The following is a 21,515-nucleotide window of genomic DNA, read 5'->3' on the forward strand; positions in this document are numbered from 1 at the left end:
TGACTGAAGGAGGCTGACCATGAATGCTTCACTCCGCAGACCGTTAATCTATACGCTGTTTGTACTGCCGGCCTTAATTCTGTTTGTAATGTTCTTCCTATATCCTATTGGCAGCTCCTTATATTACAGTCTGACGAGTTGGAATGGGGTATCGGCTGAGCCACGTTTTGTGGGCTTATCCAACTATGTAAAGGCACTGACTGACGAACGATTTTGGATTTCCACGCGAAATAATGGATTTTTCATCGGATTTTCCGTATTGATTCAAGTACCCCTGATTGTCCTGTTTTCGCTTCTGATTGCCAATGTGAAAAGGCTAAAAGGTCTGTATAAAACAGCTGTTTTTTTACCATCCATCATGTCGACAGCCGTGATCGGTATCTTATGGGGGTTCATCTATGAGCCTAATATCGGACTGTTAAACAAAATGCTTCATGTGTTGGGCATCGATCCAATCTATTGGTTGTCGGATAACCGATTTGCCATGTTGTCCATTTTGGTGACCAATGCCTGGCAGTGGACGGGATTTTATATTGTTATGGTTCTGGCGGCTATACTGGCGATTCCCCGTGATCTGGATGAAGCGGCTGCAATCGATGGGGCAACGGCAGTGCAACGAGCAATGCGAATTACATTGCCGCTGATCCGCCCAATCATTTCAGTGGTGATCATGTTATCCATTGCAGGTGCCATGAAAGCAGCCGACATCGTGATTGTCATGACCAAAGGTGGGCCCGCTGGGTCCACCGAGGTTCTGGCGACATACATGATCAAATATGCGATTACCAATTTCAAATATGGTTATGGCAATACCATTGCGGTACTGATCTTTGCTCTGACGCTTGTGCTCACCGCGCTGTATCAACTGCTGGTGGCGAGAAAGAGCGAGAAGGTGGAATATTGATGGCGAAAAGCATAAGAAGCAGTATACCTCATGTGTTGTTAATGCTGTATTTAATCGCGATTTTGTTTCCGTTTTTATTTGTAATCTTCTCTTCCTTTAAACAGGATAACAATGAAATTGCCCTGAATCCATTTGGTCTGCCTACAACATGGGAGTTTAACAATTACGTGGAGGCCTGGGTGAATGCGAAGATTGGCACGTATTTTTGGAACAGCCTGTACATTTCGGTCCTGTCATCCGCATGCACGATTGTGCTCGGTGCGATGTTTGCTTTTGCGGTAACCCGGATGAGACACCGGAGATGGAGTCTGTTTCTGTACAGCCTGATTCTGGCGGGTATGCTTATTCCCAACAATGCACTCATGCTGCCGATCTATTTGCTTGTTCGCAAAATGGGCATATTGGATACACATCTGGCATTAATCGTGCCCTATGTGGCGAATGCGATCCCCTTTACCATTATTATACTGGCGGCTTTTATGCGTTCCCTGCCTGGCGAAATTGAGGAAGCGGCGGTCATGGACGGCTTGAGGGCTCCGGGTATCTTTGCTAAAATAGTGATACCTCTTACGATTCCGGCCATTGTTACCGTTTTTATCGTTAATTTCCTCGGCAACTGGAATGAGTTTCTACTCGCCAACTATTTCTTATCCACCGACAAATTGCGTACGCTGCCAGTGGGCATGGTCCAGTTTCGGGATCAATATCAGATGAACTATGCCCAGATGTCCGCAGGTATTGTATACAGTGTTGTACCTGTACTTGTGATCTACGCTATACTCCAGGAGAAAATTATTGAAGGTGTAACTGCAGGTGGTGTCAAAGGTTAATACCATGAACCAGTGAATAGGGAGAACGGGATATGAACTTGCGAATGAAGCTGGCCTTGGCATTTCTGCTGCTGATCATTGTACCCATGTGTGCGCTTGGTATTGGCATGTTTCTGGTCACGTCACATACGATTGAGAAAAAATACAATCAACAGGCCGAATACGCGCTTCAGGCCATTAGTTACAATATCGAGAATGTATTTCAGCAGATTAATAATGTGACCGACAATGGGATAGCGACATCGGTTTTTCAAATGGCTTTGAATGCCAAAGATCCGACCAAGCAGGATCTGGGAACCGGTAATCAGTTGTCCCTGAATGCCAGCCAGCGCAATTTCCGTTCCCTTCTATATAATTATCCATTCATCAGTTATGCCTTTTTATATGATTTGCGTTCGTCCGAGAACAATCAGATTGTCTCCATTTTCACCAAAGAAAATTTTCAAGCCCTTCATTTTCAGCAATTCAAAGTACATCCCTTATTCAACGAAATTCAGCAACTCAATGGCGTGCCCAAATGGCTCGCACCTTTGGAATATCCGGAATTAACCGGGGTAGAACCTGTCTTCACCCAGATCAGACTGGTCAAAGAACTCAGTTATTTTCAGAATATCGGCGTGCTTGTTGTTCAGATCAAAAAAGGAGAGATCGACCGAATCTTCCGTCACCTGCAAATCAGCGATTCGGCACAGGATACGTCATTCCTGTTAATCAACGAAGAAGGGCTTATCGTCTATGATCCTGCAGGTCGGTATAACGGTGAGAACATGCAAAACCTGGGTGCTGAATCGGGCAGTTACGGTCCCGGCTTTAACAGCGTCAGAACGGTCTTTGATGGCAAGGAGAGCATCATTTCGCAATATCATCTGAAGAACTATAACTGGAGTCTCGTCAGTGTGACTTCATGGGAAGCCTTATCTGCAGAAACGAATGCCTTTGCAGGTTGGTCTGTCATTATTATTTTGTCGTGCCTGTTTGCCGCCATGATCTTTAATCTATTTTTCATGAATCGTATTACCGGCAACATTGCTGTACTTGTAAGGTTTATGCGTCGTGTGGACGATGGTGATTTTAATGCGAGGGTGGAAGGAAAAGGTTTTGACGAGATGCAACTGCTTGCGCAAGGGTTCAATGAGCTATTGGATCGAATCGGGGGATTATTCCGTCGTGTTCGGGCAGAGCAGGAGCAAAAGGCCCAGGCAGAACTACGTGTACTACAAGCCCAGATCAAACCCCATTTTCTGTTCAATACATTGGAATCGATCAATGGTTTGGCATTGCGTGGTGAGAGGCGCAAAGTAAGCGAGATGGTGACCAGGCTGGGCAATATGCTTCGTATCAGCATTCAGGATCAGGAAGAGATTCCGCTGGGTGAGGAAATAAGGCATTTGCAGAGTTATCTGGAGATTCAACAGTACAGGTTCAGTGATTTGTTTACCTACAAGATTGACATTCCACCCCATCTGTACAGTTCAATTCTGCTCAAATTGACCCTCCAGCCTCTGGTGGAAAATAGCATTCAACATGGGTTTGAGGGGATCACCTATCCAGGTGTACTGCGGATAAGCGCATATGCAAAACGGGGTCAACTTGTGTTGTGTGTTGAGGATAATGGGATCGGTATTACCCAGGAAATGCTGGCACGATTTGAGTATATGGCAGCGGATCCACCCGAGGATATGCTGGCGAAAGGTGCGAAATCATTATCGTCCATTACAGAACGCCGGGGATTGGGATTACGAAGTGTGGCAGATCGAATTCGTATTCAATACGGAGCCGGATATGGCATATTCATATGTTCAGCACCGGGGTATGGCACAGTTATTCGATGCATCATTCCATTATATGAGCAGGAGGAAGCCGGATGAATCTGACTGCAATGCTGGTTGACGATGAGCTCCCGATTCTGGAGAATCTGAACTATATTTTACCTTGGGAAGATATGGGGATTGAAATCACAGGTACAGCGAGAAGCGGGGCAGAAGCGCTGGGGAAAGTGACAGAAGGTCATCCAGACATACTCTTGTGCGATATTCGGATGCCGTCTATGGATGGATTGGAACTGATTCGTATACTGCGAGAGCAGGGTGAGACGTGTGAGATTATTTTGCTGACCGGGTATCAGCAGTTTGAGTATGCTCGGACCGCTATTCAATATAATGTTCATGAATACATATGCAAGCCCATTGATTATTTGCATCTGGAGAATAAGCTGCGCGAACTTGCCGGGCAGATCCAGAAGAGACGTCTGGAAAGTGAGTCGCAACGTAATCGCAGCCAAGAGATGGAAAGTTGGATCAGACATAAACAGTTGATGGACCTGTTGCGAGGAGAAGCACCGTTGAAGATTGCCTATCCTGCTTCTGTTACTGAATTTATAGAAACTGCCGTGCCGTATAGCTTGTTGCTGGTGGATGCGGTAGGTTATTTTCGCCATTCTATCGGCTGGACCGAGCTTCAGCATGAGCGATGGCATGAGATCGTAAGTTCCAGACTTAGAGAAGTGGCGGAGAGAAGTACGGAGAACTGTCAGATTCTTTCGACTCGCAAAGGTGAGTGGTGCATCCTGCTGGAGGCATCGGGTGAGTGGAAACGTGGTTCAGAGGAACTGGCCCATCAATTGTGTCTCGAATTGAATGCGATTTTATCCTTCGATTCAAGTGTAAAAGTCAGGGTTGTTCAGGATGTTGTGCCCGTGAACCTGGAAATTCAAATACTGGGGCGATACCGGTATTGTCAAAAAATACTGATGTCCCATGCGGAGAGTGAAGACAGCGTGTTGAAGGCGGGCTGTACCGAAACGACCTTACCGTATGATCATACGGCCTCCAAAGGGGCAAATTCATGGATTACAAGAGAAGATCTGGAGCTGGTTACTCGGTGGATTCGACAAGGGAACAAGCAAGGGTTACGCGATGTGTTGGATCGGCTTAGACATCGAATGGGGAATTCAGGAGAATCCTTCGATAGGATAGATGAAACCAATCTTCGGTTTATGCTTGTACACATGCTTCGGGAACTGCGCGAAGTACAGGCCATTCCTGATGAGCACGAAGTGAATTATTGGAATGCACTGCAAGGGGCCGTTTCCATGAGGGAACTCCTTGAACTTGCAGAGGCCGTTGCCCAAGCCTGTCAGGGCAAGCAAACGCAGCCACGTCCTTCCGTATCGGAACTGATCCTGTCTGCATGTGAGTATATGGACGCACGACTGCAACAGGACTTGGGAATAGATGAAGTCTCAGATTGGCTCGGAATCAGCCCAGGCTACTTCTGCCAGCTATTTAAAACCCAAATGGGTGTTACTTTTGTGGAATACATGACGCAGAAACGGATGGAAAGTGCCGCTTTATTGTTGAGTACAACCGAATGGAGCATTACAGCGATTGGGGAAGCAACAGGGTTCAAGGAGCGTCGCTACTTCTCCAAGGTGTTTCATAAACACTTCCACATGAAACCCTCCGAGTACAGGCAGAGTAAACGATTGGGTTCGTAGTGGCAAGGGAAACGAGAGGAGAGGTCGAATGAAACCTTTGAATGATCTGACGTTGGAGCAAAAGGTAGGCCAATTGTTGATGTGTGGATTTCACGGTCAGCACGCAGATGAACAGATTACTCACTTAATCCGAGACTATCACGTCGGGGGTGTCATTTATTTCCGGCGCAATGTCGAAAGTGTAGATCAATTGACAAGGCTGTCCGCCGAACTACAAGATCTGGCTGCCGAAACGGGGGCATGGCCCCTTATGATTTCGGTAGACCAGGAAGGCGGCATGGTTGCTCGGATTGACAAAGAGGGAATGACGCAAGTACCGGGCAATATGGCACTCGGTGCGACAGGCAATCCGGAATATACTCTGGCGTGTGCCCGAATTCTGGGGCGTGAGTTAAAAAGCATCGGTATTGATATGAACCTAGCGCCAGTGGTCGACGTGAATAACAACCCGCTGAACCCGGTCATCGGTGTACGTTCATATGGTGAAGATGCTGAAAGTGTGGCCGCTCATGGCGTAGCAGCCATAACCGGATATCAATTACAGGGTATAGCTGCTACTGCCAAACATTTTCCGGGACACGGAGATACCGCTGTAGATTCTCATCTGGGTATGGTTACGGTACCTCATGATCGAAACAGGCTGGAACAGGTTGAGCTGCTGCCGTTCCGTCAGGCGATTGAGGCCGGGGTCGATGCTATTATGACAGCTCATGTGATGTTCCCTTCAATTGAGTCCGAGCCCATTCCCGCAACGTTGTCGCATAAGGTGTTAACGGGCCTGCTGCGTGAGGAAATGGGTTTTGAAGGCATTATTATTACAGATTGTCTTGAAATGCATGCAATATCCAAGCCATATGGGGTAGCTGAAGCTGCCATTCGTGCTGTAGAAGCAGGAGCAGATCTGATACTGGTGAGTCATACCTTGGAAGATCAGGTTGCTGCGCTGAAGGCCATTGTGGATGCCGTTCGAACGAAGCGGATCTCGGAAGAGGTTATTCATCAGGCGGTGGAACGCATTATGACATGGAAAAGAAAGCGCTGCGGGCAGCAGATTGATCATCTTGTTTTGCCGAAAACGAATGAAACGGTCGAAGCAGCAGATGTTGAACCTGCTAATCGCACTGAATCCACCGAACCCAGTGATACCAGTAAACGAAACGAATCGATGCTGTTCAAGATTGCTTCAGGCAGTATTACGATTGTTCATAATGATGGGCTGCTGCCGTTGGACCCAGAGAAGGACGTGTATGTCATCTGGCCAGAGGTTGTACAACGGACAGAGGTGGATGAACCATGGTCTCATACTGAATCACTTGGTATGGCGCTTTCGCAGTTGCGAGGCAGAGTTCGTGAACACAACATTACAACTCAGCCTACACATGATGAAGCAGAGCGGATATTGGCGGAAGTGTCGGAGAGTGAGCAAGTGATCGTATGTACTTACACATCGGCGGGTCATCTTCCGAAAGGGCAACAGCATTTGGTTGAAAAGCTTAGTGAGAATCATTCGTTGGTTGTAATTGCTCTGCGCAATCCATATGATCTGCTGGAGATTCCGAGGCCGGGAAGTTATCTGTGTACGTATGAGAATACACCTGCAGTCGTCCGGGCACTTTCCCATGTGTTAACCGGTGGACTGCGGCCAACAGGAGGTCTGCCGATCCGTTTGTTCTAGACTTTTTCAATGACTGCATCTCTCAGCGATATGGTGCGATTGGACCATATTGCTGAGAGATTTTTTTGTTGAAAATTGCTATTGGGCAATTTTGGAATCTGATGCCGAAAAGATATTGGATAGATAACTATTTTCATAGTATTTTCCTTCTATTAAAAGTTTACAATTCTCCTCTACATTTTTTAGCAACTTTTCCCGGTTGCAAGCGTCTAATAATATGACTTTTTGAGGGGGATATTTATAAAATGGGAGCAGAAGGAGCCAAAGACAAAGAATGAATTTGAAGAAGAAATTGTCCATACTTACCGCTTTTGCTGTTTTTCAGGCGTTTGCAGTGATTCCTGCGAATGCACAATCAGCAGATCAGAGCGATACTACACCAGTGAATACAGCCAAAGTTAAATCCGTTGAGGTTGTGAAGAAAGAACAAACCATCGCGGAATCTGAAGTGAAATCAGGAACAGACACGCCAACATCCAATAATGAAACAACTGAAGAAGTGAACCCTGAGACCAATGTTCCTACAGGAACTGATGCTACTCCAGTTGATCCGGAAATGGAACCGACGGAGGAAGAAGGTACAGCTGAGGAAACACCAACACCGGCACCAGTAGAAGTGGAGCAACCGTCTACAGGGAGTTCATCTGTTGCTGGAGGCGGGGGAGACCTTACTCTTTATATGAACAGTAATAAAATGATGCAAGATGGCAAAACATATCTTGCCGGACAGCCAATGGCTGTAAAAAATGGTGTATCCTATGTAGCCATCCGTGCTCTCGTTGATCGGGTTGGCTATGATGTCAAATATGATAACACAACGAAAGAAACGATTATTATTAGTGGTGAAGATGAGCTGCGTTTCAAAACAAACAGCAAGATCTATACCGTTAATGGTGTGTCCCGAACGATGAAGGGTGCAGCTTATCAACAAAAAAATACGTTCATGGTGCCGTTGACTTCAATTACACAGGCTCTGGACATTACGTATAAAGTAAATCAATCTGCCAAAACGGTTGTATTGAATCTGAGTACCAAACCGGTGGCGAGCTTCACAGTACAAAAAGAGATCTTTGCCGGCGACCGGGTAACCTATACAACCCGATCCAGTTCTCCCAAGGGACTCAGCATTGTAGATGAGCGTTGGACAGGCCGTCAGGATTCATTCGACCAACCTGGGACATATACAGTAACCTATGCGGTTCAGGATTCAAGTGGTCAATGGAGTGACCCGTATTCGGTTACGATTAAGGTTGAACGACCGAATCTGCCACCTGTCGCAATGTTTACAACAGATAAAGAAGAATACAAAATGGGTGAGAAAATCACTTACATCGATCAAAGCACAGACGATGAGAACGCAATTGTAAAAACAGAATGGGATAACAATGCGCTGGCATTCTTTGTTCCAGGACCGAAGACCGTAACGATTACAGTTACCGATAAACATGGTGCTAGTGATAGCTATACCAAGATGATCAACATTACGGGCGAGACGCTGTATAGTTTGTCCGACTTCAATCAATTGTTCACACCCGTTGGTGAGAAGTTCACCTTCGACGGTGGCGGAGTACCGGCATTGGAGAAAGTTCCTTTCACGTATTATGATGAGCCGAGTTTGCTGATCCGCAGTAACAGTCCGGAAACGGTGAATACGGAAGGTATTGTGTACAAGGAATCTTCCTTCGGACAGACACGTTTCATGATTCACCATGTGAACAACACGGGCAAAAATGTGAAAATGTACGTTGTAGCGACTAACAATAATGCTTATACGGCGTCCATTGAACAACAAAACATGGGCTTTGCAGGACCGTCACCTTTTGCAACGGTAGCTGGAAAGCTGTCGATCGACCGTTGGTTCCAATCCATGCAGAATGGTACCGGACAAAAGAAAGTGTACATCCAGCCAGGAGAAAGCAAGCTGATTCTCAATGATCTGAGCGTACTCCCGATGAAACAGGGACAAGTCATCTCCTTGTATTCGGATGTATTCAGTGACTATGAACTGGATTACAACATTATCATGATCGAAGAAAACAAGGACCCGATGGAAGTGCTGTCCAGCCTGCCAGTTCTGGATCGTGATGGTGTTCACAACCGTGGTACCTATCCAAATGCCACACGGATCATTACGTACGATCAAGAAGTAGGGTCGAAGCCTGCACGTCTTCCACTTGGAGATAATGCAAGTGATCCGAACCTTGTAGGAACGGACCCTATGGCGTACACGGAAGCTTCCAACGCCGGTAACTTCGGTGTTTTGTACAAAATCACTTTAAATAATGTTGCTCCGCGCACGTTGATTTCATTCAACCCTCGTGGAGGCAGATACTCAGGTGTGGCGCTCGTGAATGGACAAGTCGTTCAGATTTCCACAGGTAAATCTGTAACTGCACCTAATGAGCAAAGCGTAATGTATCGCACAGGTTCGTACGGCGAGAGTGTAACTATTCTCTTCTCGGCGGCTCCAGGTAGTAACCTGCCTGTTAACCTGCTGTTCACACCGCTTCCGGCTGAAAAGTAATACCATGAACATGCACGGACGGTTTGGAGTGAAAGCTTATATCATATATACCCGTTCACCCCAAAAGTCGCCCGAACGATTGATCATCTGAACCGTCAGGAAGGGATTCCATCCACATGCAATGTCATTAGCTCAAAGCTAAACGTAATGGCAATGCGTGTATATGGAGTCCTTTTTATGTGATGTTGGAATGACCCAACCCGGTGGCTTCGTTGACTCTAATCGTAATTTGATGCATTATTAGATGTATACAGATGAGGAAAAATGCTCGTATGACAGGAGGTGCTTTAGATCATGCTGTCGACAGAACAGATTATTTCGACCATGTCCTCACAGGGGCTACGCATTACCGATCAGCGGAAAACACTGGCCCGGTTATTTGCCGAGTCCCCCGGGTATCTTACACCCAAGGACGTCTATGAATATATGGGTAAGACTTACAGCGGACTGAGTTTTGACACAGTATATCGAAATTTGCGTGTGATGCAGGAACTAGGTGTACTGGAACAGGTCATCTTCGAAGATGGCGTTAAATTCAAAGCACACTGCAGTGAAGATCATCATCACCATCATATGATCTGTCTGAAGTGTCAGAAGACATATCCTATTATTTTTTGCCCGATGCAACTTGCGGATGCGCCTGAGCAATTTCAGGTTGTAGACCATAAGTTCGAGGTGTTTGGATATTGCAAGGACTGTGCTGAGCATGCTCCGGCCAAAGCGGTCTCTGGACATCATCACGCTCACGGGAAGCATTAATTATGAAGTTATCGCGCAGAATAGCTCAGGCACCCATTCGGGTGTACCGCAACTATATTTCTCCATTAACGCCGCCAACATGTCGGTTCTACCCAAGCTGTTCGGCTTACGCCATGGAGGCGATTGAAGTGCACGGTGCGCTCAAAGGCTCGTTGTTAACAGCAAAACGCATTGCCAAATGTCACCCTTTTCATCCTGGTGGAGTGGATCTGGTGCCACCAAAGGCGGAGAAGTCCGCTCTGGTATCGGAGTAAGGTTATAACCTGAAGCATTCGGGTGGCCTGGAAGAAGCAGTAATGGATTGAACTTGAGGATGCTGTCCACTTGACAAAGGGGCTCGCATTTCAGTATATTTTTCCTATATGATTTTCCAGTGAAGGGATAAGTACAGACACACCCCCAGTGCAGAGAGCCGGATGAGCTGAGAACCGGTCTGGGAGGAGGATGGAACATGGTCCCGGAGGAACCTCTTTCGAGCGTGCAGACAGTGATTTCAGAGCTGCTGTCGTAAGGCTGAGGCGTGATCCAGCGTTAATGGGCGGTCGAAGGACCGACAGAGCCTGTGTTTTGTGAAAAACATGGGGAATTTGGGTGGTAACACGTGAGAGCAACTCTCGTCCCATAGGGGCGGGAGTTTTTTGTGTTCTTTTTTAGTTGTTTTGGACGAAGGGATCACATGAAGCAGGAACATTTGAAGGAGGAGAAGTCATTCATGGCTGACCAAAAAACATTTTATCTGACAACCCCGATCTATTATCCGAGTGACAAATTGCATATTGGGCATGCGTATACCACTGTGGCGGGAGATGCGATGGTTCGTTATAAGCGTCTGCGTGGGTATGATGCTCATTATCTGACAGGAACCGACGAACATGGCCAGAAGATTGAGCGCAAGGCACAAGAGAAAGGACAGACACCGCAAGCTTTTATCGACGATATCGTTGTGGGGATCAAGGAACTGTGGAAAAAGCTGGACATTTCCAATGACGACTTTATCCGTACAACCGAAGAGCGTCACAAAACCGTCGTTCAGGATATCTTTGACCGTTTGCTGAAACAGGGAGATATCTACAAAGGTGAGTATGAAGGCTGGTACAGCATTCCGGATGAGACGTATTACACGGAGACTCAACTGGTGGATGTAGAGAAGAATGAAAAGGGCGAGATTATCTCAGCCAAGAGCCCGGATAGCGGACACCCGGTTGAATTGGTCAAAGAAGAATCCTACTTCTTCCGCATGAGCAAATATGCAGATCGTCTGTTGAAATATTATGAAGAGAACCCGGGCTTTATTCAGCCGGAATCTCGTAAGAACGAGATGATCAACAACTTCATTAAGCCGGGTCTTGAAGATTTGGCTGTATCACGTACTACATTTGAATGGGGCGTCAATGTTAAAGGCGATCCAAAACACGTGGTTTACGTGTGGATTGATGCATTGTCCAACTATATTACAGCTCTGGGCTATGGTTCATCCGATGCATCCCTGTATAACAAGTTCTGGCCTGCGGATGTACATCTGGTAGGTAAAGAAATTGTTCGTTTCCATACGATCTATTGGCCAATTATGTTGATGGCATTGGATCTGCCATTGCCGAAGAAAGTGTTTGCACATGGTTGGTTGTTGATGAAGGATGGCAAGATGTCCAAATCCAAAGGCAATGTCGTTGATCCAGTCACTCTGATTGACCGCTATGGTCTCGATGCACTGCGTTATTACCTGCTGCGTGAAGTGCCGTTTGGTTCCGATGGTACGTTTACACCGGAGAGCTTCGTAGAACGTGTCAACTCCGATCTTGCGAACGATCTGGGTAACCTGTTGAACCGTACAGTTGCCATGGTAGACAAATATTTCGAAGGCAAAGCCCCTGCGTTTGCATCGAATGTAACGGAATTTGATGCTTCGCTGGAAGAAGCAGGCCATGCCACGGTAGAAAAAGTGGAACAGGCGATGGAAAACCTGCAGTTTTCCGTAGCACTGACAGCGATCAGCCAGTTTGTCAGCCGCACCAATAAATACATTGATGAGACGCAGCCATGGGCGCTGGCTCGTGATGAAGCAAAACGCGATGAATTGGCATCCGTTATGGCTCACCTGATCGAAAGCTTGCGCATTGCTTCCATTCTGTTGGAACCGTTCCTGACACGTGCTCCTCATAAAATCTGGGCACAGCTCGGCATTCAGGAAGGTGAACTCACGGCTTGGGATACAGCCAAGCAATGGGGTCTGGTTCCGGCTGGAAACGCCTTGCAAAAAGGTGATCCAATCTTCCCGCGTCTGGATTCCGAACAGGAAATTGCTTATATCTCAGAAGCGATGACTGGCGGCCAAAAAGCGGCACAGCCTGAAGCAAGTCAAACAGATGCTGGAACTTCGGCAGCTGTTGAACCAGTAACTGCACCTGAGGGTACCGAAGAGATCGGTATTGACGATTTTGCCAAAGTTGAACTGCGTGTGGCTCAAGTCATTTCCTGCGAACCGGTCAAAAAAGCAGATAAATTGCTGAAATTGCAACTCGATCTGGGTTATGAGCAGCGCCAAGTCGTTTCAGGAATCGCGAAGTTTTACTCGCCAGAAGAGATGGTTGGACGCAAAGTGATCTGTGTGACTAACCTGAAACCGGTGAAGCTTCGTGGTGAACTGTCTCAGGGTATGATCCTTGCAGCGTCCCATGGTGACCAGCTTACACTTGCTACAGTACCAGACAACATGCCTAATGGCGCACAAGTGAAATAAAAAGAATCAATTTCATATACCTTTAGCTGCTTCTATCAAGGGTAGTTACAAAAATCCTTTCTTATGAGTTATGAAATTGCTTCAAATACTGTCGTAACTATGACTCAAGGTGGCCCGATATAATTCGGGTCCCTTTTTTTATTGGTATAATTCATATCTGAAGGGAAGAGAACAAGCATATACTGTTATGAACTCCGGACTTCAGGAAAGAATGAATAGGACGGGATAGCTTGACAAGTAGGTTCAGGTTACCTATAATTCTTTCAGTAATGTTTACGATTAAGAGATACGGAGTGAATCATAATGACATTTTATAAAATGCAACATCAAGTTCAGGATAACCCGACAGGAAAGACGAGCAAAAGAGGCAACATGAAGTTGCTGTGGACGGGTTTGTTTATTCTCACTTTGCTGGTATTGTCTGCGTGTGGGCAGGATCGTTCCAATAGTGCGAAGATTGTGGAAGGTAAAGTAAACGTTGTGACGACATTTTATCCTGTATATGCTTTTACGACAGCAATCGGTGGTGAAGATGCCAATGTCATTAACCTGCTGCCAACGGGGGTAGAGCCACATGACTGGACTCCGAAGAGTCAGGATATTGTTAATACATCCAAGGCACAGCTGTTTTTCTATAATGGAGCTGGACTGGAAGGATGGGTGCCGAATTTCCTAAAATCGTTGAATAGCGATACACAGGTGAAGTCTGTTGCCGTTAGCGAAGGTGTGAAGCTGTTGACCGCTGAAGGTGATGACGGGCATGGGCATGGCGAAGAGCATGAAGACGAGCATGCAGATGAACACGCTGATGAGGCTACCAGTGAAGATGTCGCTGATCATCATATTGATCCACATACGTGGGTTAGTCCGAAATCAGCCATGATCATGGCTGAAAACATCAAAAATAGTCTGGTCGAAGCAGATCCTGATCACAAAGCAGGTTACGAACAGCGTTACGAAGAGCTTCATACCAAGCTTGAGACGCTGGATCAGCGTTTTACAGATGAGTTGGCTACCGTACCGAACAACGAAATTGTTGTCTCGCATCAAGCGTTTGGCTATCTTGCGCGTGATTATGGACTAACCCAGCATGCCATTATGGGACTCTCCCCGGATGCTGAACCGACAGGACAGGATATTGTGAAGCTTGCGAAATTGGTTAAAGACGAAGGCATTAAGTACATTTTCTTCGAAGAGCTGGTATCTGACAAATTGGCGAAAACATTGGCAAGTGAAGCAGGAGTGGAGACCATGGTCCTTAATCCGGTTGAGGGATTAACCAAGGAGCAGGCAACCAACGGGGATGATTATTTCACTTTGATGGAGAAAAATTTGCAAAATCTGCTGATCGCATTAAAATAAGATAGAATGAAGGATTCAGACCTAAGAGTCTTTACCGTTCGCGGTGAAGGCTCTTAGGTGCTATGAGATCCCCATATATAATGAAAGGCGGCTTTGCCATGCAGCAAATCATGCCATTATGTCATGATCCAATTATAGAGATCGAGAAACTATCATTTTCCTACGGGGACCAGCGAGTGATTGAGAATCTTGATTTTATGGCCCAGGAGCGGGACTTTGTCGGGATTATCGGTTCCAATGGGGCGGGTAAAACGACATTGCTGCGCATGCTGGTAGGACTGTTGCCTCCAGCGCAAGGAGATATTAAACTATTCGGACAGTCGATTCGCAGATTCAAAGACTGGGAACGAATCGGGTATGTGCCACAAAAGAACGCATTTAACCCATTATTCCCTGCGACTGTTCGAGAAGTGGTTATGTCTGGCTTGTACAACAACAAAAACATGTTTCGTCGTATGTCTCGCAAATGTCAGCAACAGTGTACGGATGCGATGGAAGTCATGCGAATCGAGGATCTGGCGAACAAACGTATTGGTCAGTTGTCTGGCGGACAGCAGCAGCGAGTATTCTTGGCACGAGCGCTTATCAATCACCCGGATCTGTTGATTTTGGATGAACCCACAGTAGGTATTGATGCTGAATCACAAGCCAGTTTCTTTGAACTGATTACGCATATGCATGAACATCACCGTATGACTTTTCTGATGGTGTCTCATGATATGGATCGGATGGAGAGTTATCTGGGTTCTGAAGCTGCGGTAACGAATGGCAAAATCAATTTCCATGTCCGTCATTCGCATGAGTTGCAAGATTGTGCCGAGACTAACCTGCAACATACTACAGCACAGGTACGCTAGACGTATATAAGGCGCATTAGATTAGAGCAAGGCCGAAGGAGTCGTGTTTGTTTTGGAAATATTAATGAGTGATTTTTTTCAGCGTGCGCTGGCGGGTGGTTTGCTAATTGGTATCACCGCGCCGTTGATCGGACTGTTTCTGGTGTTACGGCGGTTATCCATGATTGGAGACACCTTGTCTCATGTGACCATCGCCGGCGTAGCGCTTGGATTCCTGATTGAAGTGTATCCCATTGCGGTAGGTCTGATATTTGCTGTGCTTGCTTCGTTTGCGATCGAGAAATTGCGTAAAGCGTACAAGAGTTACGCCGAATTATCGATTGCCATTATCATGTCCGGTGGCGTGGCGCTGGCTTCCTTGTTCTTCACGCTCGGTAAAGGATATAATGCAGATGTTATGAGTTATTTGTTCGGCAGCATATATACATTAGACGCTACGGATCTGAAGCTGGTAGGTGTGGTTACGCTGATCGTGGTGATTGTAGTGGCGTTGTTACATAAGGAATTTTTCTTGCTCAGCTTTGAGGAAGATGCGGCAGCGGTCACAGGGTTGCCTGTGAGAATTCTGAACATGTTAATCACTGTAATGACAGCACTTGTCATTAGCACGGCAATTAAGATTGTCGGTGCGCTTCTGGTGTCTGCGCTATTAACCATTCCGGTTGCAGTCAGCCTATTGATGGCCCGAAGTTTCAAATCTGCCATTATTTTGTCTGTGGTGATCGGCGAAATTGCCGTAGTCCTTGGACTGGTCGTAGCAGGAGTCTGGAACCTCGCACCGGGAGCAACAATCGTACTATTGCTGATCATGATGCTGATTCTGACGATGATTGGAAAAAAAGGGTTCCGAGCCTGACGACTGAACGAGCAAGCACGTGAGCCCGGGGAAGGGAGACATCCGCTTCATGCCTGATGTTAATGTATGGATGGCTTTTGTAGCAGGTTTGGTCTCATTTATATCACCATGTTGTCTTCCGTTGTATCCGTCATATCTCTCTTATATTACAGGGATGACGGTGCAACAATTGAAGGATGACCGCAATCAACGGGAAGTCCGCTTTAAGACCATGACGCACACGCTGGCGTTTATTCTGGGCTTCTCGGCTGTGTTTTATTCACTTGGCTTGGGTGCCGGACTGTTTGGCCAATTTTTCAATGATAACCGGGAACTGATTCGGCAATTGTCTGCGATTTTGATTATGCTTATGGGGTTATTTTTGCTTGGTTTGTTCAAGCCGCAGTTTCTGATGAAGGAACGAAAGCTGGATATGAAGTGGAAACCAGCAGGCTATCTGGGCTCTTTCATATTTGGTATCGGTTTCTCAGCAGGATGGTCGCCTTGTATTGGTCCCATTCTCGCAACAATCATTGCGATGGCTGCGAGTGAGCCCACAACCTGGCTGGCGCTCATTACAGGTTATACCGCTGGGTTTGCCATCCCGTTTTTCATTTTGGCCTTTTTCATCGGTTCGACACGCTGGATATTACGGTATTCCAATGTCATGATGAAAATCGGGGGAGCATTGATGCTATTCCTTGGGGTATTGCTTTTTACAGACCAGATGACGAAGATTACGATCTGGTTGCAGCAGATTACACCAGACTGGATGATTATTTAAACGTATGAACAGAATTTGAATTTTTAATTATGTATGATAGCAGGCTACATGAATCCAGAGTTTTTCTGGATGATGTAACCTGCTTTTTAATCGTTTGTTAAGAATGCCATACCAGCATATCATGTCGAACAATCCTGGTTTAAGTTTTAGGTGAAGTAATCAATTTTGGCTAGTGGGAAATGTTCAAAGATGCGTTCGGTAATGAACTCCCGCAATGCATCCTGCTGGTCATCCTTATACACATATTTGTATTGTCCCCAGCGGCCCCATTTCATTTTTCGTTTCTCAATGTCCATCTCCAGCTTGGTTTTGGGATAACGCTTTTCAATGGTCGCTTTGGCTGTTTTGGTAAAACGGTGCTGAATCATCTCAAAGGTAAGATCCTTGGTTGCTTCCTCTGGAAGCGTATCTGCGAGCTTTTGCAAGAGCTCTGAGTACCCTTCTTCCCAGCCTTCATACCACATAATAGGAGCGATAATGAAACCCAGGGGATAACCGGCATGTGCAATCTTGCCAGCAGCTTCAATGCGTTCCTCAAATCTGGAGGTAGCCGGTTCAAAGTTTTTAATGACATAATCTGAATTGACGCTAAACCGAATACGAGTGTGACCGTTATGCTTAATGTTCAGCAGCGGATCAACGTGATGATACTTCGTTACGAAGCGCAATCGTCCATATTCTTCTTCCGCCATAAAACGGATCAAGTCACTTAAGTTCTCCGTGATATGCTCGAGTCCTACGGGATCAGACGTACAGGCGGCTTCAAATCGTGTGATTTCAGGCGCGCGTTCTTCAATATATCCTTTGGCTGCCTGTATGATCTCCTCAGTATTAACATAGACACGAACATAAGGTTTCGCACCAAGTGTCGTTTGAAGATAACAATAATGGCAGTGCCCCATACAGCCTGTAGAGATGGGGATGGCATATTCCGCTGAAGGTTTCGACTGGTCGAACTTGAGTGTTTTGCGTACACCGACGACCAGAGTACGCTTCGCCATCCGGTACTTTTCCTGTTCGGTTTCACCGGGCAGATTGGTGATTCGGTTATGAGATGTGGTCATCTGATAAGGGATGTTTTTGGATGTCACCCATTCCATAATCCGTTTGCCTTTATCATATTCCAACGCACCGGGTTCAAAATACACCAAATCGGGAATAAAGGGTTTAGTACCTTTTGCTTTACGAACTGGTGGTGAGGCTACACTTGTACTCACGAAATCACTCCTTTCGATGCGGAACTTTGCTTAGTTTGCCTCGTTCGGGGAGAAGTCACGCCTGCCAATTACTTGTGTAACAGCGCGCTGCGAAAGGTGCAGGACTTGCCAATGCGTATTGATAACATGTATCATTATAAGATAGGGACCAGGCACGAATAGGGGCCGGTCAGAGAGAAAAGAGGGAAGCAGATGCCAACGCCCAGTATGGAAGATTATTTGGAGCGTATATACAAATTAATTGATGAAAAGGGCTATGCTCGTGTGTCTGATATAGCTGAAGGACTGGAAGTACATCCTTCATCGGTGACGAAGATGATCCAAAAGCTGGACAAAGACGAGTACCTGATCTATGAGAAGTACCGCGGACTGGTACTTACACCAAAAGGCAAAAAGATGGGCAAACGTTTGATGGAGCGCCATCATCTGCTTGAACAATTTTTGACAACAATTGGTGTACAGGAAGAAAATATCTACAATGATGTTGAAGGCATTGAACATCACCTGAGCTGGGACTCTATCACATGTATTGAGTCCTTGGTTGAATACTTCCGTCAAGATGAGAGCCGATTGCGTGACCTCAAAAATCTTCAGGACGTCATGAGCAATACAGAGTCTTAAGTTTCAGCAGTGGAATAAACACATGGTGATATACAATGAACCGTATCCTGTGATCAAAGGATGCTTCTTGCCGTTTCAACGGCAGGAAGCATTTTTTGGTTGCATGGACACCATAATTTGGTGATTATCGCAACTAATCGAACAGTTGAAGCGTCTATTAAACTAGTAGAATTTACCGCAAATTTATAATGATTTTGGAGGACTGCACTAATGAATGTTCGTAAAGGATTGATGCTGCTGCTCATTTTTGTACTTGGATTACAGACAGCAGGCATGACGGCACAAGCAGCCGGGCAGAAGGAAATCGCTATTTTCCTGGACGGCAACCGCTTGGAATCGGATGTATCACCATACATCTTGCCCAAAGTAAATGTAACGATGGTACCTCTGCGTGTCATCAGCGAAGGACTGGGTGCGTCTGTTCTATGGTCGCAAGCTACTCGTACCGTGACCATTCAGAAATCCGATTCGGTCATCACGATGACAAGCGGACGCCAGCAGGCTACCGTGGATAACGCTATTGTTGGTCTGGATGCCTCGGTAGAGTTAAAACAAGGTCGGGTCATGGTACCCATCCGATTCGTCAGTGAGAACCTAGGCATTCGGGTAAATTGGAATCAGGGCGCCCAGACCATTGATCTGTACACAGGCGACGAATCAGTACCAACTCCTGAACCAACCCCGGCAACCCCGGCGGAGCCTGGAGGTACGGGCACTGTACCGGCATCTGAAGAGATGCGGGGAGCCTGGATCTCCACTGTGAATGGAGACTGGCCTTCATCCGGGGCCAAGGGTAATGTCGAGAAGCAAAAGCAGGAGTACACGAAACAGCTGGATACACTGCAAGGTATGGGCATTAATGCCGTATTTGTTCAAGTGAGAGCCAATGGGGATGCCATCTATCCTTCAGCTCTGGTACCTTGGAACAGCGTTCTGACAGGAACACAGGGGAAAGATCCAGGTTATGATCCCCTCGCGTTCATGGTCGAGGAAGCACACAAACGTGGCTTGGAGTTCCACGCCTGGTTCAATCCGTTTAGAGCAACGAATTCGGCGAATACATCCAATCTGGCTGCAAATCACATTTCCAAGCTTCACCCAGACTGGATTGTGAATGCATCCGGCAAAATGTACATTAACCCGGGTATCCCGGAAGCCAGACAGCATATTATCGATACAATCATGGAAGTGGTCAATCAATATGATATTGATGGTGTGCATCTCGATGATTATTTCTATCCATCCAATGTGACCTTTAATGATGATGCAGCCTTCAAAACCTATAACGCATTGAATACGAAAGACCGTGCTGAATGGCGTCGTGACAATATTAATCAGTTCGTCAAGCAGCTTGGACGAAGCATTCACAGCGTGAAAGCTAACGTTGAATATGGAATTAGTCCATTTGGTGTATGGCGTAACAAATCTGTTGATTTGACTGGTTCCGATACCAAAGCAGGAGTAACCGCGTATGACAGCATGAATGCAGATGTGCGGACATGGATTAATCAGGAATGGATCGACTATGTCGCTCCTCAGGTATATTGGAGTATGACACTAAGCGCAGCACGTTATGACAAAGTCGTGGACTGGTGGGCCAATGAAGTAGCTAACACAAATGTAAAATTGTATATCGGCCACTCTCCATATAAGCTAGGTACGCCGGAGATTGGCTGGCAGACATCACAGGAGATCATTGATCAGCTGAACTACAACAAGAAGTATGGCTCGGTCAAAGGGGACATTTTCTTTAGTTCACAGTACCTGACCAAGAATCCTCTCGGCTTGATCGCCAAATTGAAAGCCTATTATGGTCTATAAAACATTTTAACAACATAGTGATAAGACAAACCCTTGTTCTCATAGAGTGGCAGTAGAAATGTGCTGCCTGGAGAACGGGGGTTTTTTTGATGTTAATTAACGCGGTATTTGAAGGTGGAGGCATCAAGGGAATATCGCTTGCGGGTGCTGTGCAAGGTGCTCAGGATTGTGGCATTCAGTTCAATCGGGTGGCTGGCACATCATCTGGCTCCATTGTAGCTGCGCTGCTAGCGGCGGGTTACCGGGCCGAAGAGATGAAAGACATTATTGAGAATACACCCTTTGTTTCATTGCTGCGTCGTTCCCCCATATTTAATACCCGATGGATCGGACCCGCAGCAAGGCTGTTCTTGAAGAAAGGACTGTATTCGGGAGAAGCGTTGGAATCATGGATTCGCAAGATGCTGGCGCAGAAAGGAATTCGCACATTCGCTGACTTGCCGCAAGGCAAGTTGCTTATTACCGCATCCGATATATCCAATGGGACCATCCTGGTGCTGCCGGACGATATTCGGCGGTTCGGCATTGATCCTGCCAAGCTGGATGTGGCGAAAGCGGTACGCATGAGTTGTAGTATTCCGTATTTTTTCGATCCAGTCGTCATACGTAAATCACCAATATTCTCCAAAGGCCTTCCTTTTCAAGATCAGTTCGTATATGTAGTCGACGGTGGATTGCTTAGCAATTTTCCGTTGTGGCTCTTCGATGGTGATCGTTCAGAACGAGGAGGAGACGTTATTCCGGTTGTCGGTTTCAAAATGGTGGGGAAGACGGAAGTGGAACCTGCCCGGATTAAAGGTCCACTAAGCATGCTTCAGGCTCTTGTGGAGACGATGCTCACAGCACATGATGAACGCTACATCGAACAGATTAACCGGTTTCGTACAGTGAAAATACCAACACTTGGCATTAAACCGACGCAATTTCATTTATCATTACAGGACAGCACCGCCCTGTATCGGTCAGGCGCTACCGCAGGGAGCGAGTTTTTCAACGGGTGGAATATGAAAATATATGATGAACAGCTAGACAAACAAAGAAAAGAATTGCGCAAGAAACAAGCAGAAGCTCCACCTCTGATTCCTATATAAAC

At 46.4% G+C, this 21,515-nt stretch carries 17 protein-coding genes; 16 read left to right on the top strand and 1 reads right to left on the bottom strand.

Going from position 1 to position 21,515, the window contains the following annotated elements:
- Positions 1 to 19 precede the first annotated feature (19 nt).
- The 13 genes from ACTHPG_RS17565 to ACTHPG_RS17625 all read left to right on the top strand — a co-directional run bounded on the left by ACTHPG_RS17565 (position 20) and on the right by ACTHPG_RS17625 (position 16,763).
- Positions 20 to 904 (top strand): carbohydrate ABC transporter permease, encoded by an 885-nt coding sequence (locus ACTHPG_RS17565; protein WP_440390776.1) that lies wholly within the window; start codon positions 20 to 22, stop codon positions 902 to 904.
- Complete coding sequence (locus ACTHPG_RS17570; RefSeq protein WP_278294248.1) at positions 904 to 1,734, top strand: carbohydrate ABC transporter permease; 831 nt, start codon at positions 904 to 906, stop codon at positions 1,732 to 1,734. The genes ACTHPG_RS17565 and ACTHPG_RS17570 overlap by 1 nt, the downstream gene beginning before the upstream one ends.
- Before the next feature lie 32 nt (positions 1,735 to 1,766).
- Positions 1,767 to 3,602, top strand: coding sequence for a cache domain-containing sensor histidine kinase (locus tag ACTHPG_RS17575; RefSeq protein ID WP_440390777.1), 1,836 nt, complete (start codon positions 1,767 to 1,769; stop codon positions 3,600 to 3,602).
- Positions 3,599 to 5,230, top strand: a complete 1,632-nt coding sequence (locus tag ACTHPG_RS17580; protein WP_440390778.1) for a response regulator transcription factor — start codon at positions 3,599 to 3,601, stop codon at positions 5,228 to 5,230. The genes ACTHPG_RS17575 and ACTHPG_RS17580 overlap by 4 nt, the downstream gene beginning before the upstream one ends.
- A gap of 28 nt (positions 5,231 to 5,258) precedes the next feature.
- Entirely contained in the window at positions 5,259 to 6,905 is a 1,647-nt protein-coding gene (nagZ, locus tag ACTHPG_RS17585; protein ID WP_440390779.1) for a beta-N-acetylhexosaminidase, read from the top strand.
- A gap of 274 nt (positions 6,906 to 7,179) precedes the next feature.
- Positions 7,180 to 9,429 (top strand): stalk domain-containing protein, encoded by a 2,250-nt coding sequence (locus tag ACTHPG_RS17590; RefSeq protein ID WP_440390780.1) that lies wholly within the window; start codon positions 7,180 to 7,182, stop codon positions 9,427 to 9,429.
- A 294-nt stretch (positions 9,430 to 9,723) separates the two neighbouring features.
- Positions 9,724 to 10,188, top strand: coding sequence for a Fur family transcriptional regulator (locus ACTHPG_RS17595; protein ID WP_278294253.1), 465 nt, complete (start codon positions 9,724 to 9,726; stop codon positions 10,186 to 10,188).
- A 2-nt stretch (positions 10,189 to 10,190) separates the two neighbouring features.
- Complete coding sequence (gene yidD / locus ACTHPG_RS17600) at positions 10,191 to 10,442, top strand: membrane protein insertion efficiency factor YidD (RefSeq protein WP_440390781.1); 252 nt, start codon at positions 10,191 to 10,193, stop codon at positions 10,440 to 10,442.
- Between the two features lie 458 nt (positions 10,443 to 10,900).
- The gene (metG, locus tag ACTHPG_RS17605) at positions 10,901 to 12,925 is read left to right on the top strand and encodes a methionine--tRNA ligase (RefSeq protein ID WP_440390782.1); all 2,025 of its coding nucleotides are present in this window, start codon (positions 10,901 to 10,903) and stop codon (positions 12,923 to 12,925) included.
- Positions 12,926 to 13,228: 303 nt separating this feature from the next.
- On the top strand, positions 13,229 to 14,287 hold the full coding sequence (locus ACTHPG_RS17610; RefSeq protein WP_440390783.1) for a metal ABC transporter substrate-binding protein: 1,059 nt from the start codon (positions 13,229 to 13,231) through the stop codon (positions 14,285 to 14,287).
- Between the two features lie 98 nt (positions 14,288 to 14,385).
- Positions 14,386 to 15,144, top strand: coding sequence for a metal ABC transporter ATP-binding protein (locus tag ACTHPG_RS17615; protein WP_440390784.1), 759 nt, complete (start codon positions 14,386 to 14,388; stop codon positions 15,142 to 15,144).
- Positions 15,145 to 15,196: 52 nt separating this feature from the next.
- Positions 15,197 to 16,000 carry a metal ABC transporter permease gene (locus ACTHPG_RS17620; RefSeq protein ID WP_278294255.1) on the top strand — a complete coding sequence of 268 codons (804 nt, stop codon included), beginning with the start codon at positions 15,197 to 15,199 and terminating at the stop codon, positions 15,998 to 16,000.
- Between the two features lie 49 nt (positions 16,001 to 16,049).
- Positions 16,050 to 16,763 (top strand): cytochrome c biogenesis CcdA family protein, encoded by a 714-nt coding sequence (locus ACTHPG_RS17625; protein ID WP_440390785.1) that lies wholly within the window; start codon positions 16,050 to 16,052, stop codon positions 16,761 to 16,763.
- A gap of 146 nt (positions 16,764 to 16,909) precedes the next feature.
- Here the strand turns inward: ACTHPG_RS17625 and splB are convergent, their stop codons facing one another.
- The gene (gene splB / locus ACTHPG_RS17630; RefSeq protein ID WP_440390786.1) at positions 16,910 to 17,980 is read right to left on the bottom strand and encodes a spore photoproduct lyase; all 1,071 of its coding nucleotides are present in this window, start codon (positions 17,978 to 17,980) and stop codon (positions 16,910 to 16,912) included.
- A 192-nt stretch (positions 17,981 to 18,172) separates the two neighbouring features.
- On the opposite strand from splB, the gene mntR reads away from it, so the two are divergent.
- The 3 genes from mntR to ACTHPG_RS17645 all read left to right on the top strand — a co-directional run bounded on the left by mntR (position 18,173) and on the right by ACTHPG_RS17645 (position 21,513).
- Complete coding sequence (gene mntR, locus ACTHPG_RS17635) at positions 18,173 to 18,601, top strand: transcriptional regulator MntR (RefSeq protein WP_062835284.1); 429 nt, start codon at positions 18,173 to 18,175, stop codon at positions 18,599 to 18,601.
- A 210-nt stretch (positions 18,602 to 18,811) separates the two neighbouring features.
- Positions 18,812 to 20,422 carry a family 10 glycosylhydrolase gene (locus tag ACTHPG_RS17640; RefSeq protein WP_440390787.1) on the top strand — a complete coding sequence of 537 codons (1,611 nt, stop codon included), beginning with the start codon at positions 18,812 to 18,814 and terminating at the stop codon, positions 20,420 to 20,422.
- 89 nt (positions 20,423 to 20,511) lie between these two features.
- Positions 20,512 to 21,513 (top strand): patatin-like phospholipase family protein, encoded by a 1,002-nt coding sequence (locus ACTHPG_RS17645; RefSeq protein ID WP_440390788.1) that lies wholly within the window; start codon positions 20,512 to 20,514, stop codon positions 21,511 to 21,513.
- The last annotated feature ends 2 nt before the right edge of the window (positions 21,514 to 21,515 follow it).

The organism is Paenibacillus sp. SAF-068, assembly GCF_051967555.1.
GTDB lineage: Bacteria > Bacillota > Bacilli > Paenibacillales > Paenibacillaceae > Paenibacillus.

What these genes read in the sequence shown, in the direction of transcription:
- ACTHPG_RS17565 (WP_440390776.1), top strand. Translation starts at nt 20, where the DNA reads ATGAATGCTTCACTCCGCAGACCGTTAATCTATACGCTGTTTGTACTG.
- ACTHPG_RS17570 (WP_278294248.1), top strand. Translation starts at nt 904, where the DNA reads ATGGCGAAAAGCATAAGAAGCAGTATACCTCATGTGTTGTTAATGCTG.
- ACTHPG_RS17575 (WP_440390777.1), top strand. Translation starts at nt 1,767, where the DNA reads ATGAACTTGCGAATGAAGCTGGCCTTGGCATTTCTGCTGCTGATCATT.
- ACTHPG_RS17580 (WP_440390778.1), top strand. Translation starts at nt 3,599, where the DNA reads ATGAATCTGACTGCAATGCTGGTTGACGATGAGCTCCCGATTCTGGAG.
- nagZ (WP_440390779.1), top strand. Translation starts at nt 5,259, where the DNA reads ATGAAACCTTTGAATGATCTGACGTTGGAGCAAAAGGTAGGCCAATTG.
- ACTHPG_RS17590 (WP_440390780.1), top strand. Translation starts at nt 7,180, where the DNA reads ATGAATTTGAAGAAGAAATTGTCCATACTTACCGCTTTTGCTGTTTTT.
- ACTHPG_RS17595 (WP_278294253.1), top strand. Translation starts at nt 9,724, where the DNA reads ATGCTGTCGACAGAACAGATTATTTCGACCATGTCCTCACAGGGGCTA.
- yidD (WP_440390781.1), top strand. Translation starts at nt 10,191, where the DNA reads ATGAAGTTATCGCGCAGAATAGCTCAGGCACCCATTCGGGTGTACCGC.
- metG (WP_440390782.1), top strand. Translation starts at nt 10,901, where the DNA reads ATGGCTGACCAAAAAACATTTTATCTGACAACCCCGATCTATTATCCG.
- ACTHPG_RS17610 (WP_440390783.1), top strand. Translation starts at nt 13,229, where the DNA reads ATGACATTTTATAAAATGCAACATCAAGTTCAGGATAACCCGACAGGA.
- ACTHPG_RS17615 (WP_440390784.1), top strand. Translation starts at nt 14,386, where the DNA reads ATGCAGCAAATCATGCCATTATGTCATGATCCAATTATAGAGATCGAG.
- ACTHPG_RS17625 (WP_440390785.1), top strand. Translation starts at nt 16,050, where the DNA reads ATGCCTGATGTTAATGTATGGATGGCTTTTGTAGCAGGTTTGGTCTCA.
- mntR (WP_062835284.1), top strand. Translation starts at nt 18,173, where the DNA reads ATGCCAACGCCCAGTATGGAAGATTATTTGGAGCGTATATACAAATTA.
- ACTHPG_RS17640 (WP_440390787.1), top strand. Translation starts at nt 18,812, where the DNA reads ATGAATGTTCGTAAAGGATTGATGCTGCTGCTCATTTTTGTACTTGGA.
- ACTHPG_RS17645 (WP_440390788.1), top strand. Translation starts at nt 20,512, where the DNA reads ATGTTAATTAACGCGGTATTTGAAGGTGGAGGCATCAAGGGAATATCG.